The sequence below is a fragment of the uncultured Odoribacter sp. genome, from assembly GCF_937966165.1.
Lineage (GTDB): Bacteria > Bacteroidota > Bacteroidia > Bacteroidales > Marinifilaceae > Culturomica.
The window spans coordinates 283214-301940 of the sequence record NZ_CALCLB010000017.1 but is presented as its reverse complement, the minus strand read 5'-3'; the positions used below and the strand labels follow the sequence as shown (position 1 = coordinate 301940).

Annotated in this window: 9 protein-coding genes; 7 read left to right on the top strand and 2 right to left on the bottom strand. The window is 37.5% G+C overall.

Annotation, left to right across the window (positions count from 1 at the left end; all coding sequences use genetic code 11):
• Positions 1–234: 234 nt before the first annotated feature.
• The 3 genes from Q0465_RS09205 (at position 235) to Q0465_RS09195 (ending at position 7894) form a co-directional block, all read left to right on the top strand.
• Positions 235–2544: an FtsX-like permease family protein gene (locus Q0465_RS09205; protein ID WP_298615384.1), complete on the top strand. Its 2310-nt coding sequence runs from the start codon at positions 235–237 to the stop codon at positions 2542–2544.
• 101 nt (positions 2545–2645) lie between these two features.
• The gene (locus tag Q0465_RS09200; protein WP_298615382.1) at positions 2646–5030 is read left to right on the top strand and encodes an FtsX-like permease family protein; all 2385 of its coding nucleotides are present in this window, start codon (positions 2646–2648) and stop codon (positions 5028–5030) included.
• 152 nt (positions 5031–5182) lie between these two features.
• Positions 5183–7894: a response regulator gene (locus Q0465_RS09195; protein ID WP_298615380.1), complete on the top strand. Its 2712-nt coding sequence runs from the start codon at positions 5183–5185 to the stop codon at positions 7892–7894.
• Between the two features lie 107 nt (positions 7895–8001).
• Here Q0465_RS09195 and Q0465_RS09190 read toward each other — a convergent pair whose 3' ends face one another.
• Together Q0465_RS09190 and Q0465_RS09185 are read right to left on the bottom strand one after the other, a co-directional pair.
• Positions 8002–8280, bottom strand: a complete 279-nt coding sequence (locus Q0465_RS09190; RefSeq protein WP_298615378.1) for a hypothetical protein — start codon at positions 8278–8280, stop codon at positions 8002–8004.
• A gap of 430 nt (positions 8281–8710) precedes the next feature.
• Positions 8711–9430, bottom strand: coding sequence for a hypothetical protein (locus Q0465_RS09185; protein WP_298615375.1), 720 nt, complete (start codon positions 9428–9430; stop codon positions 8711–8713).
• Between the two features lie 946 nt (positions 9431–10376).
• Here Q0465_RS09185 and Q0465_RS09180 point away from each other — a divergent pair.
• The 4 genes from Q0465_RS09180 (at position 10377) to Q0465_RS09165 (ending at position 18639) form a co-directional block, all read left to right on the top strand.
• The gene (locus Q0465_RS09180) at positions 10377–12713 is read left to right on the top strand and encodes an ABC transporter permease (protein ID WP_298615372.1); all 2337 of its coding nucleotides are present in this window, start codon (positions 10377–10379) and stop codon (positions 12711–12713) included.
• A gap of 79 nt (positions 12714–12792) precedes the next feature.
• Positions 12793–15114, top strand: a complete 2322-nt coding sequence (locus Q0465_RS09175) for an ABC transporter permease (RefSeq protein WP_298615369.1) — start codon at positions 12793–12795, stop codon at positions 15112–15114.
• 197 nt (positions 15115–15311) lie between these two features.
• Positions 15312–17837: a M1 family aminopeptidase gene (locus Q0465_RS09170; RefSeq protein WP_298615366.1), complete on the top strand. Its 2526-nt coding sequence runs from the start codon at positions 15312–15314 to the stop codon at positions 17835–17837.
• Positions 17838–18162: 325 nt separating this feature from the next.
• Positions 18163–18639, top strand: coding sequence for a Dps family protein (locus Q0465_RS09165; protein ID WP_298615364.1), 477 nt, complete (start codon positions 18163–18165; stop codon positions 18637–18639).
• The last annotated feature ends 88 nt before the right edge of the window (positions 18640–18727 follow it).

The following is an 18727-nucleotide window of genomic DNA, read 5'->3' as shown; positions in this document are numbered from 1 at the left end:
AAAGAGGAGTTTTTGAGTAATGTATTCTTCCTGCTGAGTGGTAAAAATTTAGACAGGAATGTAAAATAATTATACAGGTGAAAACGTTTATCAAGTATTTAAAATATTGAAATTCAATATTTTATTCTTTTGGCATAAAGGTTGTTCCCTTCAGCTAAAAACGGATAAAAATTCTCCTCTGTTTACTCAACATTTCAATTTTTATTCCGAAAACGTAAATTTAATTGAACGGCTATGAATTTTTTGGATTTAAAGGTATTTGTCAGAAGTTTAATCCGGAATAAATTATATTCGGTAATAACAATCATTGGTTTTGCAATTTCTTTAACTTTTGTACTATTATTGAGTGTTTATATTCGTCAGGAATTATCTGTGGATGACTTTCATGTAAACAAAGACAGGATTGTGCGGATGGAAGGGGAAGATGGAGCGACCTGGGGAGCTTTGGTGGCTCAAGGCGTAAAGGATGCTTTTCCGGAAATCGAAGCTTATACGAGGATATATGAAAACAATTCAGATTATGCGACGACAGCAGATGGGAATAAGTTACTGCTTCACAGTTTATATGTAGATACGGCTTTTTTAGATATGTTTTCTTTTCCTTTGACAGAAGGACGGAATTTTAAAGCTAAAAAAGAAGTAGTTATTAGCCGTTCTTTTGCCCGGAAGATGTTTGGCGATGAATCGGCTCTTGGAAAAGATTTGAATATGAGAGGTGAAACCGGATGGTTAATTGTCGGAGTGGCGGAGGATTTCCCGAAAAATACTCATTTTAAAACTTGCGATGCCTTGTTGGATTTTAATAGTTTGAATGCAGGTTGGATTGGAAATAACAATAGTTCTGCCTTTGCGACTTATCTGATGGTGCGACCGGGTGCGGAGCTTTTTTCTAAAATTCCGGTTATGCTCGAATACCTGAAAAAAGACTTTTGGATGTATAAGGATAATTACAGAAAACAACTTTTTTTAGACCCTTTGAAAGAGGTGTATTGGAGTCCGAAATTGACTTACGGGGTACATCACAATAGCCGTACTTTTGTCTCCGTCATGATGGCTATTGTCGGGATTATTTTGATTTTGGCGTTGATCAATTACAATAACCTTTCCGTAGCGCGGGTCGGTTTTAGGGCAAAAGAGTCGGCAATAAAGAAATTACTGGGTAGTAATAACAGGGCTTTGTTCCGTCAATTTATTGCAGAATCGGTCAGTCTCTGCTATGTAGCCTTTATTTTAGCTTGTATTTTTACCGTTTCTGTAATTCCTTGGTTTAATAATTTATTGAAAACACATATCGAATTGAGTCAACATCTCACCTTTGTAACTCTGATTATTACTTTATTGGGAGTCGGAATTATTGGTATAATTGCCGGAATAATACCTGCTTTTATTATTACCCGCTTTAATCCGGTAGCAGTTGTGAAAGGAGTTTTCCGTAAAAAGACGAAGGGGGTCTATAGTAAAGTACTGATTTCTTTCCAGTATTGTACAGCGATAACATTGATTATTTGTACGCTGGTTATTTGGAAACAGACGGATTTTATGCGAAATTATAAGTTGGGATACAATAAAAACTATATTGTTTGGTTGGATAATAAAATTACAAGTCAGCAAAAAAATGCTTTACAAAGTGAATTTGAACGAATTCCGGGCGTACAATTAGTGTCCTTTGTACGGGGTACTCCGATTGACGGAGGAAACAATCAGACCATGACCGATTATGCAGGTACCGGTAAACAGATCAGTTTCCAGCAATTTGTCGTAGATTCTAATTTCTTTAAAATATTGGATTTACAGGTTATTCCAACCGGGACTGCATACGATAAAAACGGGGTGTGGTTAAATGAAACAGCTGTGAAAGCGATTGAAGCCGAAGGTATTCCGACAGAATTCATGTATTATGAACAAAAATGTCCCGTTTTAGGTATTGTAAAGGATTTTCATATAAAAGATTTGACATGTGAAATAGAGCCTTTAATTATTTCTCCTTTTCAATCGGATGAGCTGAATTTCTGGACGATTTTGGTAAAAATTTCTCCGGAGAATGCAGCCGGAACTTTTGATCAGATCAAAAAAACATATAGTCATTTTACCGATGGGCAACCTTTTGATGCCGGTTTTATGGACCAAACCATTGACGACTGGTATAAATCGGAAGCTCATACGGCCCGTTTGATCGGTTATTTTTCTATGCTGGCTATAGTATTGTGTATGATGGGAATTTTGGCCATGGCTACGTATTTTATACAGCAGCGGATCAAAGAGATCGGGGTAAGACGGGTAAATGGGGCTACAATAAACGGGATTCTTTCTATGTTGATGGGTAATTTTATGAAATGGATTGCGTTGGCTTTTGTTTTTGCCTGTCCTTTATCTTGGTATATTATGAACCGTTGGCTGGAGGATTATCCTTACCGGACGGATTTGAATTGGGAACTGTTTTTAGGAGCGGGTTGTATGGCTTTTTTTATTGCAGCAGTAATTGTAGGCTGGCAAAGTATAAAAGCGGCATCTGAAAATCCGGTAAAGGCTTTACAAAATGAATAAGTAGAAAAATTTGTATTACCGTGAAGCAGGAAAAAGATGGGGAAGGCTTTTTATCGAACGTACAAAAAGGCTAAAAGTAATTTTATTTAAATAAAATAATTATGCAATTTTCAGGCTATAAATTGTTTCTCCGTAATTTTTCCAGAAATAAATTATATTCTTCTGTAACTATTTTAGGCTTTGCAACGGCTTTGACTTTTGTTATATTGCTGAGTGTTTACATCCGTCAGGAGTTGGCTGTAGATTCTTTTCAGGAACATAAAGACCGTCTGTTTCGGGTGGCAAATGAATTGGATTACGGATATTCCGGCCCCATGGCAAGTTTGTTACAGCAGCAATTCCCGGAAATAGAGTGCTATTCTCTGTTTATGTTAAACCGGCAAGGAATTGTTCCGGTTTCTCCTACAGAAAAAATTCGGTATACCTGTGCTTATGTACATCCGACTTTTTTCAAAATGTTTACTTTCCCTTTGCTGGAAGGGGTTCCGGAGGAAGTGATGCGGGAGAAATACAGTATGGTCATTACCCGGTCGTTGTCGAGAAGATTGTATGGAAATGAATCGCCTTTAGGGAAAGAAATTCAGATTTCAGGTATTGCTGTTCCCATAACGGGAGTAATGGAAGATATTTCTGAGAATACACATTTCTCTCGTTTTGATGTAGCTGTCAATATTGCCGGTTTATCCGATTATTGGGGATGGAAAAATGGGGATGTTTTGGAACAAATGGGAATAGCCACGTTTAGTCTTTACCTAATGGGAAAACCGGGAACAAACCTGCAAGCACGGGAAAAAGATATACTAACCTGTTTGCAGAAAAATACCTCTCAATATCAACGGGAAGATAGTCCTAAGAAACTTGTAATCGAACCTTTGGAACAAATTTATTTCAGTCCTTACGGCGGAGGGGGAAAACGTAACAGTAAATCCTTAATTGCAGTGATGTCGGCTATAGGTTTGACGATTTTACTATTGGCAATTATAAATTATATTAATTTATCCATTGCACAGGGAAGTATGCGGGCAAGGGAAATATCTGTAAAAAAATTGTTCGGAAGTTCGCGTAACATGCTTTTTTCTCAATTTATAGGAGAATCGCTTATTTTAAGTTTTGTGGCTTTTCTGATTGCCTGTGTTTTCAGTATATTACTGGAATCAGTATTTAATGACTTGATGGCTACTCATATAGAAGTGGCATCCGCTTTTTCTCCTCTCCTGCTCTTGTATGCATTATTATTGATATTAGTGGTCGGTTTTATATCGGGAAGTATACCGGCCTGGGTGATAACCCGTTATAATGCCATAGAAGTAATGAAGGGAGTATTCCGGAAGAGAACCAGGGGAGTATATAGTAAAGCTTTGATTTCTTTTCAGTTTACGATTGCGATTGTATTGACGATTTGTACCATCGTATTGATGAAGCAGACACATTTTATGCAACATTACGATATGGGTTTTAACCGGGATCAAATCGTTCGTTTCCCCTATGTTTTGGATGCCGGTAAAAAAGAAACATTACGAAATGAATTATTGAAGATTGCCGGAGTAAAAGAAGTTGCTTTTACTTGTGGTGATCCGATATATGGAGGAAGTGATTTGACTTTTGATTATGAAGGAAGGAGACTGAGTTTTCAAACCTTTAAAGTGGATTCTTCTTTTTTCCGGATGCTGGGTATAAAGGAAAGGCCTACTGGAAATACAAATCTGGAGGGTGGTGAATATGTCGAGTATACATTTGGCAGTACTTCTCAGCGGAATGTATTAAAATATCAAAGTGTCTGGTTAAATGAAGAAGCCGTGAGGCAACTGGGAGTGGGAGAGTTACCTTTGGAATTTAAAATGGATAACCGGATGCAGCCGGTACGCGGAATTGTAAATAATTTCCATATACGGGATTTGTCCCATCCATTACAACCTTTGATGATTTCTCTTATGCAAGCGCCGGAATGTCCGTGGTGCATGCTGGTACAATTGCAAGGTAATGATGCCTACGCTGCTTTTCACGAAGTTGAAAATGTATATAAACAGTTGAGCGACGGGACCCCTTTTGAATCTGTTTTTTTGGATGATGCCATTGTACAATGGTACGATAATATTGACCGGATTTCCAATATGATCGGAAATTTATGCATACTGGCGATACTGCTTTCTGCTATGGGGATTTTGGCCATGGCCACTTATTTTATACAGCAACGGATCAAAGAGATCGGTATTCGTCGGGTAAATGGAGCTTCTATACGGGAAGTGCTGCAGATGTTGATGAATAATTTTATAAAATGGATTATACTGGCCTTTTTTGTTGCTTGTCCGGTAGGATATTATGCGATGAACCGCTGGCTGTCCGGTTTTAATTATCGTATTTCTCTGGATTGGTGGATTTTTGTGATTTCCGGAATGATTGCCCTTTTTATCGCAGGTTTAATGATTTGTTGGCAAAGTTGGAAAGCGGCTTCTGCAAATCCTGTAGAGACTTTAAAAACGGAATAAAATGTTTTACTGCTGAAAACAGAATGATTTATTTTGAAAGGAAAGGGGATTTTGAAGAATAACAATCTTTTTCCTGTTTTTTCCCGGGGAATTATTACATTTGTGGATGTTTGACAACATCAATACCGACAGTGAAAGATTTTTTGTTCTCAATGCATTTTATCAGCCTTCTGTGGTTTATCTTTTTATTTCCGTTTAGCAGCTGGGCTAATGGAGAAGAAAAATTCCGCGTTCTGGTAATTCATTCTTATGATTCGGATTATGTTGTTTATCCGGATTATAACCGGATGATCTTGGAAAATTTCAAAAAAGAAGGGATCAAAGCCGATCTCCGGATTTTTTATCTGGACTGTGAGCAGTATTTGGAGGAACCTGAAAAACAACGGGTATACGATTATTTGGATTCTATCGGTTCCTGGCATCCTGATTTAATTTTAGTAAACGAAGATCAGGCTACTTACTCGACTTTGGCTTGTGGGCATCCTTTGGTTTTCAATACGCCGGTTGTTTTTTCCGGAGTGAATTTTCCCAATTGGAATTTATTAAAAAAGTTTGATAACGTCACAGGATACTGGGATAGGCCGGATTATCTTGAGACGGTAAACATGATAGAAGAATTATTGGGAAAAACCCGAATCCGTTTTTTTTATGATAATACTTTCTTAGGCCGGCAGGTGACTTTAGAATTGGCCAGGCAATTGGAAAGAAAGGATATGGGGTTGTCGGAGTTGTTATACGGTTATTTAAAGGACTCTACAACAGTAAACCGGCCCGTACTTTCTGATATTGTTTCTGAAAAAATGCTTCAGCGTGTAATGCGCCCTGATACGACTCAGTTTTTCTTTACAAACCTTCGGGATAATAAAGGAAGCGGGATTTTATGGGCAATTAGCGGTATGTCAAAATATTCTGCTTTTGTCCAAACAAAATACGACTTTACTTCTACCCGTATTGGTCAAATGGCTTCTATTCCGACTTTTACTGTGATTAACGAGTGCTTTGGATACCATCAGGGCGTATTGGGGGGATATATTACTACGCTGGATATCCAAGTGACGGAAGCTGTTAAGTATGCAGCCCAGATTTTAAAAGGGAAATCGGTTTGGGAACTCCCGATCTCCCAAAGTAGGAAAAAATATGTAGTCGATTGGGAAGAATTGATACGTTGGCATCTCTCTCCGGATATTGTCCCGGCTCATTATGAGATTGTGAATATCCCTTTTTATCAACGGCATCGGGTTTTTATTATCATTGGTTGTACATTAGCCACAATTTTGATCCTGTCTTTGATTACCTATCTTTCTTACCTTTATGTCAGGGAAGCCCGCCAGAAAAAAGAAGCCCGGGAACATCTCCGCAAGGAGAAAGAGTTTTTATCACTGGCATTGGAGGGAAATGAAATATTTGCCTGGAAGTATGAGCCGGGTATAGGGTGTTTCTTTTTCGATAAAGAATTTTTTGAAAATTTAAGTATCCCTTTCCGTTTATTCACTTTAGAACAACTCTGTGAGGTGACTCATCCGGACGATTGTCCCCAGGCAGCTGCACAGTTTAAAAAGCTTTTGGCGGGTTTAATGGAAAGGGCGATCATCGATTGTCGTTGCAATTTTAATGGATCAGGCTATGTCTGGTATGAATTCCGTTATATCCGTGTTGACGATTCTTTACGGCATAACTTTTCTATTATAGGTTTGCTTTTGAATATACAGGATTATAAAAATCGCGAACAAGAACTTACTCAGGCCAGAGATTTAGCTGCAAAAGCTGAACTTAAACAGTCTTTCCTGGCTAATATGAGCCATGAAATCCGTACCCCCCTGAATGCTATTGTTGGTTTTTCAAATTTGTTGATAGATGAGGAGAACCATTCTTTCGAAGAAAGGCAGGAGTTCATTAAGATTATTAATCAAAACTGTGAGTTATTGCTGAAATTGATAGAAGATATTTTGGAAATTTCACGGATTGAGTCGGGGAATATGTCATTTACTTTTGACAAATGTAATCTTACGGAGTTGGTGGAGAAATTATATAGCACCCACCAGATGTTAATACACAATAAGGTGCAACTCTTAAAAGAAGTTCCGGAAGAACCTCTTTTTTTGTATACCGATAAACTTCGCCTGAGCCAGGTACTTTCAAATTTTATCAATAATGCTGTGAAGTTTACAGATTACGGACATATTTTAGTCGGTTATAAAAAAGAGGAAACGAACGGAAAAGTCGTTATTTATGTGGAAGATACCGGAAAAGGTATTCCGGTTCAGGAACAGAAAATGATTTTTGAACGATTTTATAAACAAGATGAATTCGCTCAGGGGACCGGTTTGGGACTGGCTATTTGCAGAGGAATTGTAGAAAAACTGGGAGGCCATATTTACTTGGAATCGGAAGAAGGAAAAGGGAGCCGCTTTTCTGTCATATTGCCTTTCCAGACAGAAGATATATCGGCAGAAGGTTATAAGGGTCCGGATGTTTCCGTTTCTTCGGAAATCCCGTTACCTGCCTCTATCCGCCCCCTTATTCTGGTTGCAGAGGACAACGAAAGCAATTATATGCTTATTTATACTCTTTTACATAAAAATTATGAGGTTCTGCATGCAAAAAATGGGAAAGAAGCCGTGGAAATAGTAAACAAAGAAAAGGTAGATTTAATCTTGATGGATATCAAAATGCCTGAAATGGATGGGATTGAGGCCTTAAAGGAAATACGGAAAAAATATCAGCATATCCCGGTTATTATGCAGACGGCTTATGCTTTCGATTCAGACAGAGAAGAAGCCAGAAAAGCCGGCTGTAATGGTTTTATTACAAAACCGATTCTCCCTGATCATTTTTTGACGGAGATAAAAAAATACTTTACTTAAAATTACTCCTTAAATTTTCCTGAGTTAACTCTTATAAAATTTTAATTTTATAAGGACTAACTTGATAAGTATTTGAGGAGTAATTTAATAATTGAACTATTTCTGTTTTATTTCTTGTCTTTACAGCATTTTTTTTCACTGTTCTCACAAGTTTCTTTTTTCCCTTCTTTACAGCATTTTCCCTGTTTTTTTCCTTCCTTGCAGCATTTTGCGTCCTTCTTGCTTACTTTACAGCATTTTGTATCTTTTTTATCTTTGCAACATTCTTTTTTTACTACACATTCTTTTTTGCATTCTTTTTTCTGATCTTTTGTGGTTTTGTTACTTTGAGCAGATGCAATACTTACTGTAAATACAAATGCCAGGGCAATAAATAAAGCTTTCATCTTTTTTTGATTTTAATGATTAATAATATATTAAGGTTCACACATTTTATTCGCAACATTTTCTGATACATCCGTTTCCTGTTTTTAATAAAGTATTTATCGGTTTTACAACATCTTTCAATACAAGATTTTCTTTGTCCGAAAGATTGGAGCAAATTCAAATATACTTTACAGACATTCGTAAAAGTTTTTTCGCACGCAGATGAAATATCTTCTCTCCTATTAGACAGCTAAGAGCAAAAATTCCTGCGTGAAGATGCAAAATAGATTTTTATTTATGCGAATAGAAGGCGTAATCTTTAGTTTATTTATAGCTATTTTATAAAAATTATCGGTTTACCCCTTTGTTTACCTGATTTATTTGTCGCTTAATTACCCCTTCTCATTTTGATATCACTCTTTTAAGAAATAGAATATATAAAAGCAGGGACTATTTGAAGTCTTTAAGTATTTTTTGAAGCAGCTCTTCCGTCTTTTTGCATTCATTTAATATTGTTTCGATGTATCCGCAGGCATTGATATAAAAATTACGGGTATTATCATTTTCCAGAATGAATGTCCAGTATTGAGTTATATTGATCGGATCATCATCATCCATAAACAACTGTTGTGCTTCTTTTAAACTAAGATTCTGTAGCCATTTCCAGGTAGCATTTGTCTTATCCGCATAATAAGTGTTTATCCATTCCTGGGAAAATTGCAGAGAATTATAACAAGAAAAGAGATTGTTCAGGAAAATTTTATTTTTTATATGTGGGATTAGTCCTGAGTTTTTCAAAACATCAAAAGATTGTGTTTTAAACAAATACCGGTAGTCATTCCCGGGTAAAGCTTGATATTTCCTGAGAGAATCCTGTGGTAAGCAACTGAAATCATTTAAATGTTCGCGGATCAGATTATAGAGATTATATTCCCGTATCAGGCGACTTTGCAGGAAGTGTAAAGATTTTAAATTATCTGCTGCTTCTTTTTTTAGCATAGTTGTGATTTTTTCCACTTCTTTTTGTTTGCTGTGTTGATTGATGGCATCACTGGCAAGGAAAGTAATTACGATACCAACAATGACGACGGATAATTGGCGGAAATAATCTTTAATATCTCCTTTTTTTATTTTGTTTAAAAAAGAGATGTGAGAAAATTTATAATTCATTTATGTTTGTCTTGATGTTTAAATTTTAGAAATTCCGTTTCAGAATCTCCGGATATTTTAAAGGGAATTAATGAACAAATTTAATGAATTAATAACAAAATACGGAAAATATACTATTAAACATTTATTAAATTCCTCATTCACTTTTTAATGATCCTGCAAAACAAATCCGGATTTCTTTTTGGCTTTTCAACAATACAGGGATTAAAATAATTAGCAATGTATAAAGGGTACTTCTTCCGAAAGTCCGAAAATTTAGAGGAATACGATAGGCGAAATCTTCCGGCAGTTTGCCCATATCGGGACAAAAGGAAAATAGTACATAAGGCCAGTAAAAGTACAAGGCTCGATGTCCTCCATATTTTTAATTGTCAGGAAACGTGGCTCTGCCTGAACGTATGCTTTCAGGGCTTCTCTTTCTCTGTTTCCTGCCTCGTAGTGAAGTCCCGGATAATAAAATAAACAGGGTAATTTGGAAGAATCTCCTTTCGTTCTGTACTATTTAACCGCAATAAGAAGAAGGAAGTCCGGATATTGGCTGTCAGTTTTCCGGAGAATTCTGCAGGCAATTGTTTTCCGGCTGAAACGATCAGTCAGATTCTGTAGTGTGAAAATAGAGGATTCTTTTCTCTGAGGGATATACTGAACGCCAGAGGATGGTTCACAACATAGAAAAAGTACCGGAAATAATAGCTTTATATGGAAAATTTCTTCCCGGCAAAAATGATACAATGGATTTTGAAATATTCCGTCAAATATATTCTCTTTTTAGAAAAGATCGAAAATAAAGTGCTTTTTCTTGTTAATTTTTTGGACAGGGGATGTCTATTTATTAGACATTATTATAAAATAATATATGTATATTATATTGATTTTCAAATTACTAAGTGTTTGGTATGCTTCTTGTATATTCTGTTATGATTTAAAAATTATAAATGACAATACAATGAAGTTAATTCAATTTAAAATGATTTTCCGTGGTTGGGCGCGTAATAAGGTATATACTGTCATTTCTATATTTAGTTTAATTGTAGGGTTGACATGCAGCATTTTAATGTCGGGTTTTGTCGTAAATGAATACCGGATAGCCCATGCTTTACCCAATAGTGATCGCTGGTACGCTTTAAGGGAAACCAGTGTTTTTTACGGGAGTACAGAATTGGAAGTATTTGGAGGAGGACAAGGAAGTTTGGCTTTACAATTGAAAGAGCGGTATCCGGAAGTAGGGGATTATTGTGTGTTTCATTATTGTTATACTCAGTTGATTGATAAAGGTAAACCTGAGGAACTGAGCGGTTATTATGAAGTTCAGCCTGATTTTGCGCGTATTTTTCAACCGAAAGTTATCGAAGGAGATTTGGAACAGACGCTTAGTCGTCCCGGAGAAATTGCTGTTACCCGTTCTTTTGCTTTGAAACGGTTTGGAAAAGAGAATGTGGTAGGGGAATCTCTGACGTTGAATGTAAATCAAACGGTACGGCTGACAAATGGAATGGTTTATAATAAAATGGGAGAAAAGATATATGTTATAACCGCAGTATTGGATGATTCCCGTAGAAGTTTTTTCAATTATAATTTATTGGCCGGTCTGCCAAAGGCAGAGATCGCTACCAATTTAAAAGGATGGATTGGGGCATACTATACTTTTGTCGGCTTAAATGAAGGAGTAGAAGCTAAGAGTATCGGGGAGAAGATTGAGGCAGACACTACTTTTCAGACAAATAGTAAACTAAAGTTTGTCCCGATGGATCAGGTTTATTTTTCATCGGATGCGGATCCGGAAGGATTGATTTTAAGCAGAGACCCCTCTTTTTTGTACATTGGAATCAGTATTGCTTTGGCTGTTTTATTGATAGCTTGTTTTAATTATATCAATATCAGTATGACCCGGACTTTACAGCGTTTGAGAAATACCGGACAGCAAATGGCATTCGGGGCTTCTAAGCAGCAAATGCGTACACAATTGATGGTAGAAACAGCATTACATGTGTTTTTTTCAGTAGGTATTGCCTTTATATTGATTTATCAACTTTTGCCTCAATTCAATGGACTATTCGGAGCCCGCTTATTTTTCTCTGATTTTTTTACTGGGGCGACACCCTGGATTTTGGCGGGATTGTTGGGATTAGTGATTATAATTCCGACCCTTTATATTTTTTCCCGTTTAGGTGAATCGCAATTGAGTCGTATTTTAAAACAAGAGTACGGAAAGCGTTCCCGTTTAATAACGGGAATGGTCGTGGCTCAATTTGCTATTTCTATTGTGTTATTGATTTTTGTGGTGAATGTGCAACGTCAGATGAATTTTGTTGCCCATAATCGTCCGGGAGCTGAAAGGATTATTACAATTGATGCAGATGGAATGATGGATGAAAATTTAGGAGCTGTTTTCCATGAACGGCTTTTCTCTATTCCTGAAATTGAAGATGTAGCTTGGGGGTCCGCTTTTGTAGACGCAATGATATCGGTCAATGGGAAAAATATGAATATAGTGAATGCGGATGAGAATTATTTCCGTTTATTTAATTTACAGTTTTTGGAAGGAGGTCCTTTTACTGCTACTTCTCCTGGTAATTACGTTGTCGTAAATGAAGCTATGGTAGAAAAATGGGACATAAAGAGTCCCGTAGGGAACAGTTTTCAATTCAACGGACAAGAATATGTCATTTGCGGAGTGGTTCATAATTACATTATTGACGATTTGACGCGGGCAATTGAACCTTTGATGATTACCTCGGAAGAACCATATACAACTGTGGTGAAAATATCAGCCGAAAACCGTTCAGCGGCTGTTGCCAAGATGATGGCTTTGTGGAAAGAAATCGCTCCCGATGAACAGCCGTTTGAATGGGAAACTTTAGCTGATTCTTTCCGGAATTTGCATCAGGAGCAACAAAAGACATTTAATTTAGTATTCGTGTTTTCCTGGATCAGTTTGATTTTAACTTGTCTGGGTTTATTCGGTCTGGCCTGGTATTCTGTGGAAAATAGAATGAAAGAAATTGCCTTGCGGAAAGTGAGCGGAGCGACAGAAGTACAAGTGATGGAAGTGCTTTGCAGCCGTTTTATGAAATGGATTTTAATAGCTTTTCTGATGGCTTTGCCCGTAGCAATTTATTTTACGTTCCAATGGATAAAACAGTTTGTTTATCAACAACAGATGACGGTGTGGACGTATGTCGGGGTTGGGGTATTTGTTTTTATGCTGGGAGTACTGACCGTTGTTTGGCAATCCTGGCGGGCAGCTGTACGTAATCCGGTAGAAACACTTAAGAGCGAGTAGAAAAAACTTTATTAAAGGTTCAATGAATATCTTTTCTCCGGTTGTAAATTTTGTTGTACGCATTTAAAATTTATGCTTTATGATACAAATTTTTCGTAATTTTTTTCATGTTCTGAAACGTTCTTTTGGAGCTAGTATTTTAAATATTGCGGGTTTGTCGGTGGCTTTTGCTGTATTTACTGCGATTTTGATTCAGGTAGACTATGAATATAGCTATAACGATTCGTTTCCAAAAGCTGATCAGATTTACCGGCTGGAGATAAAAAAGAATTCCGGAAATCAGTATTCTTCTTTGGTACCTATGCCCTATTACAGGCTGATAAAATCCGAAATACCTGAATTGGCATTTTCCTGTATTATTGGCCAATCGTTTGGTTCAATGAGTTTTTCCGTTGTTAAGCCGAATGGAGAGGTGGATTTTTTTGAAGATAGTTACGGATATGCAGATACTTGTATTGTCGATGTTTTTGATCTGGATGTGGTAGCGGGAGATTATCGGCAAGCGTTGACGGTTAAGAATAATGTATTTTTACCTTTGAGTTTAGCACAAAAATATTTCGGAGGTACCGATGCTGTCGGAAAAACGGTTTTATTCGGTGGAAAACAGGAACTGACAATTGCTGCTGTTTACCGGGATGTACCTTCTAATTCTTTTTTTCAGAACATGCCTTATTCAGGGAGTTTTAATCGTTGGGAAAATTGGAATCAATGGAATTATCAAACCTATTATGTCATTCGGGAAGGGACAGATTTTCAGGCATTGGAACATAAATTACGGAGTTTGGATAGCTTGGTCTCAAATAAATTTATAGATAATTATCAACTGAAATTCTATCCGCTGAAAGATCTTTATTTTGCTGATGTGCGCCATAGTCAGGAAGCTTGCGGAAATAAAGCGATGACAAATGTCTTATTACTGATAGGGGGGCTGATTCTGGTGGTGGCTGTCGTAAATTTTGTGAACTTTTCAACAGCATTGGCTCCTTCGCGGATTAAAAGTTTAAATACCCAGAAAACTTTTGGGGCAACCGACCGTTTTTTGCGTTTTTGCATTGTCTCAGAAGCTGTACTTTTTGCTTTTGTTTCTTGTCTGCTGGGATTCTTCTGGTGTTATTTATTAGGGACGACTTCTTTACAGGAAGTGTTGTACGCTCCCTTGAATCCGTTTCATTACATGAGTTTGTTGTTATTTGTAACCGGGATAAGTTTTGTCGTCGGAATGCTTGCAGGATGTTATCCGGCTTTTTATATGACATCTTTTTCACCGGCTTTGGTACTGAAAGGTTCCCAGGCTTTGTCTCCACGCGGAGTATACCTGCGCAATACCCTGGTCGTTTTTCAGTATGTTGTTTCCGTTGTGTTAATCATAGGCACAATATTTATCAGCCGCCAACTGGAATGGATGAAAAATCAGCCTTGGGGGATCGAGAAAGAACATGTCGTTTTCCTGAAAGGAAACAGCGATATTAGAAATCAACGGAATGCTTTTACGAATGAATTACGTCAGAATTCTGCCGTTGCAGACGTTACCTTTGGTTCTGAATTAATAGGGGACGTGGATATGCAACATTGGTTTTTCGGGGCTTCTATCGACGGTGAAGACCAGATGATCGAATGTGATGTTTGCATGGTCGCTCCTAATTATCTGAATTTTTTTGGACTAAAAGTTTTAGTGGGCGATTCTTGCGTAAATCCCTTGGACAGTACCGCAATGGTGAATGAGACGTTTCAAAAAAAATATGGCTTTGATCCTATAGGAAAAGAGTTGGCGGGAATGAAAGTGACACGGGTATTGAAAGATTTTAATCTGTTACCACTTCAGCAGGATATCCGTCCTTTATTATTAGGTATAGATGAAAAATGGGCTCATTATTTTTACATAAAAATCAATGCTGCAAGCCGGAATGAAGCTTTGGCCCATATCCGGAAAACCGTTCGTACTCTCTCTCCCGCCTATGGATATGAGGTGAAATTTTTGGACGATCATCTCAACAGCTTTTACCAAAATGAAGAACGCTTGGGAAAATTAGTGAATATCTTTGGTTTAGCGACCATTTTGATCGCTTTAATGGGAGTATACGGACTGGTATTATTCAATGCTAAGTTTAAAGCCAAAGAAATTGGAGTCAGAAAAGTGAACGGGGCTACAAATTGGCAAATGGTGATTCTGATTAATGGAACCTTTTTGCGTCTCGTTATCCTTGCCTGTGTGATTGCCTGTCCGTTAGCCGGATATGCCGTTTTATCCTGGTTAGATGGCTTCGCGTATAAAACAACTCTTTCCGGCTGGGTATTTCTTTGGGCCGGTTTGGTAATCTTGTTAATCACTTTGTTAACTATCAGTTGGCAAAGCTGGAAAGCTGCCAATGCAAATCCGGTGGAAGTGTTGAAAAACGAATGAGCGGCATAACCGAAAGAGGAGTGAAGAGCGTTTCTGTCAGGGGCAATATTGCCCCTTCAGAGAGAAATTTCCAGACCTATTTTTTTTGTCTGTTATTTCGGTAATCGGGCCATATCCTTAAATTTATAAATCAAAAATTCAGTTAGGTTCTGTTCGCCGGGTTTTGGAGATGTTCAAATGATCTAAAGGTGTTTGTTATGAAGAAGATGTATTTATGGTGGGGAATTTGCGGCCTGTTTTTTATGAGAGGATGTGCACAAAAACAGGTGGATTGGCTTGTTCCTGGGGTAAGTAAAGAATTAGCTGCCTATCGGAAAGCTTCAATTTCCGATTTGAAGTATAAATTGGAATTTCAACTTCCGGAACAGAAATGTGAAGTGATAGAAGGACAGGAAGAAATCACTTTTAATTTATCTGAACCGACTGTGATTGTATTGGATTTCCGGGAAGAGCAGCAGAAATTAAAACAGGTAAGCGTCAACGGGCAACTTGCTGAATATCGGTTTGAAAATGAACATATCGTTATTCCGGCTGCGGAAACAGTTATAGGTTTAAATCGGGTGGAAATCTTATTTACTGCAGGTAATCAGTCATTAAACCGGAATGAAGATTATTTATATACCTTATTGGTGCCGGATCGGGCCCGTACCTTATTTCCTTGTTTTGACCAGCCGGATCTGAAAGCCCGTTTCACTTTGAGATTGCGGATACCGGAAGGATGGCAGGCTGTTGCTAATTCTCCGGTAGAAAAATCTTATACGGACGGGAAGGGGCGCTGGATCTTTTTTGCAGAGACTGAACCCCTGAGTACTTATTTATTTTCTTTCGTTGCCGGATGTTTTGAACGGACTTTTTATACTCAGGCAGGGAAAGATATTTCCATTTACTACCGGGAGACGGATCCGGGAAGGGTAGCACAGTTGCCCGTAATTGCCGGTCAGGTCTTTAATGCTTTGGACTGGATGGAGAAATACACAGGTATACCTTATCCGTTTGCCAAATACGATTTAATTATTTTGCCTGGTTTTCAATTTGGTGGTATGGAGCATACAGGTGCGACTTTATATAATGATAAGCGGATGTTTTTAGCGGAACATCCTACCCTAAATGAAGAATTGGCAAGAGCAGAGCTGATTGCTCACGAAACAGCCCATATGTGGTTCGGAGATTATGTTACCATGAGATGGTTTGATGATGTATGGACAAAAGAAGTGTTTGCCAATTTTTTTGCAGCTAAAATGACAGAGCCTCTTTTTCCCGCCATCAATCATACTTTAAGTGCTTTAAAGAATTTTTATGCGGCTTCTTATTCCGAAGACCGTACAGAAGGGTGTAACGCTATTAAACAAAATCTGGAAAATTTAAAGGATGCCGGATTAATATACGGACAGATTATTTATAATAAAGCACCTGTTGTGATGCGGATGTTGGAGGAAAAAATGGGAGAAGAATCTTTCCGGAAGGGAATACAGTCGTATTTGACTGCCTATGCTTATTCGAATGCCGATTGGGAAGAATTGATTGATATTTTGGACCGGCATACTGCCGCCGATTTAAAAAAATGGAGTCGTGTCTGGGTCAATGAAAAAGGTTTACCGGAAATTACTGTCCGGAAGGGAAAAGGAAACTGGCAATTACTTCAGCAGGATATTTGGGGACGGAACATCCGATGGCCCCAAACAATAGCTGTAATGTTGGTAAAAAACGATTCTTTAAAAATCCGGGAAGTCGTATTGGAAAACGAAACGGCAGAGATTGTTCCGGAAAAAGAAGCAGATGTCGTAATACCCGGTGTGGGAGGAAAAGAATACGGTTATTTTGCTTTAGATTCCGCTTCCCTTGCTTATTGTTTAAAACATTGGAAAGATAACCGGGATCCCGTCCGCCGAATGAGTATCCTGATGACTCTTTATGAAAACAACAGAGAAGGAAAATTGAGAACTGCTGATTTTATGGAAAGCCTGTTGTCTTCTATACAGACAGAAGAAAACCTATTTATTTATTCTGCTTTGTTGAATTATCTCGGGATTTGCTGTACTGATCCCCGTATCAATGAAGAAGATGTCCGGAAAGTAGAAGAAAAATGTCTGGCATTAGTACAGAGCCCGTTAGGAAAAGAATACAAACAGGGAGCGTTCCGGACTTTGTTGCGTATTTTTCGTACTCCTGCTTGTGCCCGTAAAATATATGCTATTTGGGAATCACAGAAATTACCTGAAGGTGTATACCTCAGTGAACAGGATTATACCGATATGGCTTATGCATTGTGTATTCGACTGCCGGAAAAAACCGGAAGAATTTTAGATGTACAACGGTCCAGAATTACAAATCCCGACCGGTTACGGGAATTTGACTTTATTGCCCCTGCCCTGAGCCCCTGTTTAAATGTCAGAGATTCCCTTTTTTATTCTCTTTTAAAAGCAGAAAACCGTCCGGTTGAACCCTGGACTTTAAGCGTACTCTCTTATTTGAATCACCCTTTGCGACAAAAAGAGGCATTAAAATATATCCGTCCTGCTTTGGAAATACTGGAGGATATTCAGCGTACGGGAGATATCTTTTTCCCTAAAAATTGGGCTGCTGTTTCTTTAAAAGGGCACCATACTCCGGCTGCAGCAGATACTGTAAGAGCTTTTTTAGAAACTCACCCGCATTATCCGCCTTTACTCCGGAATAAAATTCTTCAAAGTGCTGATCATTTACTTCGTTTAAAGGAAAAGTGAAAAGCCAATCTATTAAAATAAAACGTTTCTAAAGTCGGCTGAGGGAAAAGATTTTCAGACTCCGGAATGTTTTTAAAACCCATTTAAAGGAGAAAGAATCAATTTAAAATTTAATTATTCGTAAAGCCAGCATAGAACGATAAGAATGTTTGAAAATAAAATTCTGTATTTTAAATATTTTATCTGTTTGTAGAATGCTTATATTCAATAAGTATAATTAAAATTTATAAACAAGTAAAAACAATCGATTTGATTTATATTTTACGTTGCCGTATATTTGTATCAGAAAAAGAAATATAATATAAATCAATTAATACATAAGATTATGAAAACAACAGACTTTATCGGTTTGAACGCCGGACAATCAAAGAAAGAAATCGATCTTTTAAATAGTTTATTAGCAAACTTCCAGATTTATTATCAGAACTTACGTGGATTTCACTGGAATATAAAAGGAAATCGTTTTTTTGTTCTTCACGCCAAATTTGAAGAATTGTACAATGATGCTATCGAAAAGATAGACGAATTAGCAGAGCGTATTCTGACTTTGGGAGGAGTTCCTTTACATTCTTATGCAGCTTATTCCCGGGCAGCTTCATTAAAGGCTGTGGAAAATATATCGGATGGGGATGAATGTTTGCATGCTGTTTTGGAAAATCTTTCCGTATTGATTAATCAGGAACGCGAAATTTTAACCGTGGCTGCTGATAACGGAGATGACGGAACCCAGGATTTATTGACTCCCTATATTTCTGAACAAGAAAAATTAGTTTGGATGTTATGTGCTTATCTGAATAAATAAGTAGTATAAAAATGAAAGGATGAAAAAGGCCGGCTGGAAATTTCAATTTTCAGTCGGCCTTTTAGGTACTCAAACCTTACTATTCTGA

Coding starts and splice junctions, on each gene's coding strand:
- Q0465_RS09180 (WP_298615372.1), top strand. CDS start 10,377: ATGAAGTTAATTCAATTTAAAATGATTTTCCGTGGTTGGGCGCGTAAT.
- Q0465_RS09200 (WP_298615382.1), top strand. CDS start 2,646: ATGCAATTTTCAGGCTATAAATTGTTTCTCCGTAATTTTTCCAGAAAT.
- Q0465_RS09165 (WP_298615364.1), top strand. CDS start 18,163: ATGAAAACAACAGACTTTATCGGTTTGAACGCCGGACAATCAAAGAAA.
- Q0465_RS09195 (WP_298615380.1), top strand. CDS start 5,183: ATGCATTTTATCAGCCTTCTGTGGTTTATCTTTTTATTTCCGTTTAGC.
- Q0465_RS09170 (WP_298615366.1), top strand. CDS start 15,312: ATGAAGAAGATGTATTTATGGTGGGGAATTTGCGGCCTGTTTTTTATG.
- Q0465_RS09175 (WP_298615369.1), top strand. CDS start 12,793: ATGATACAAATTTTTCGTAATTTTTTTCATGTTCTGAAACGTTCTTTT.
- Q0465_RS09205 (WP_298615384.1), top strand. CDS start 235: ATGAATTTTTTGGATTTAAAGGTATTTGTCAGAAGTTTAATCCGGAAT.
- Q0465_RS09185 (WP_298615375.1), bottom strand. CDS start 9,430: ATGAATTATAAATTTTCTCACATCTCTTTTTTAAACAAAATAAAAAAA.
- Q0465_RS09190 (WP_298615378.1), bottom strand. CDS start 8,280: ATGAAAGCTTTATTTATTGCCCTGGCATTTGTATTTACAGTAAGTATT.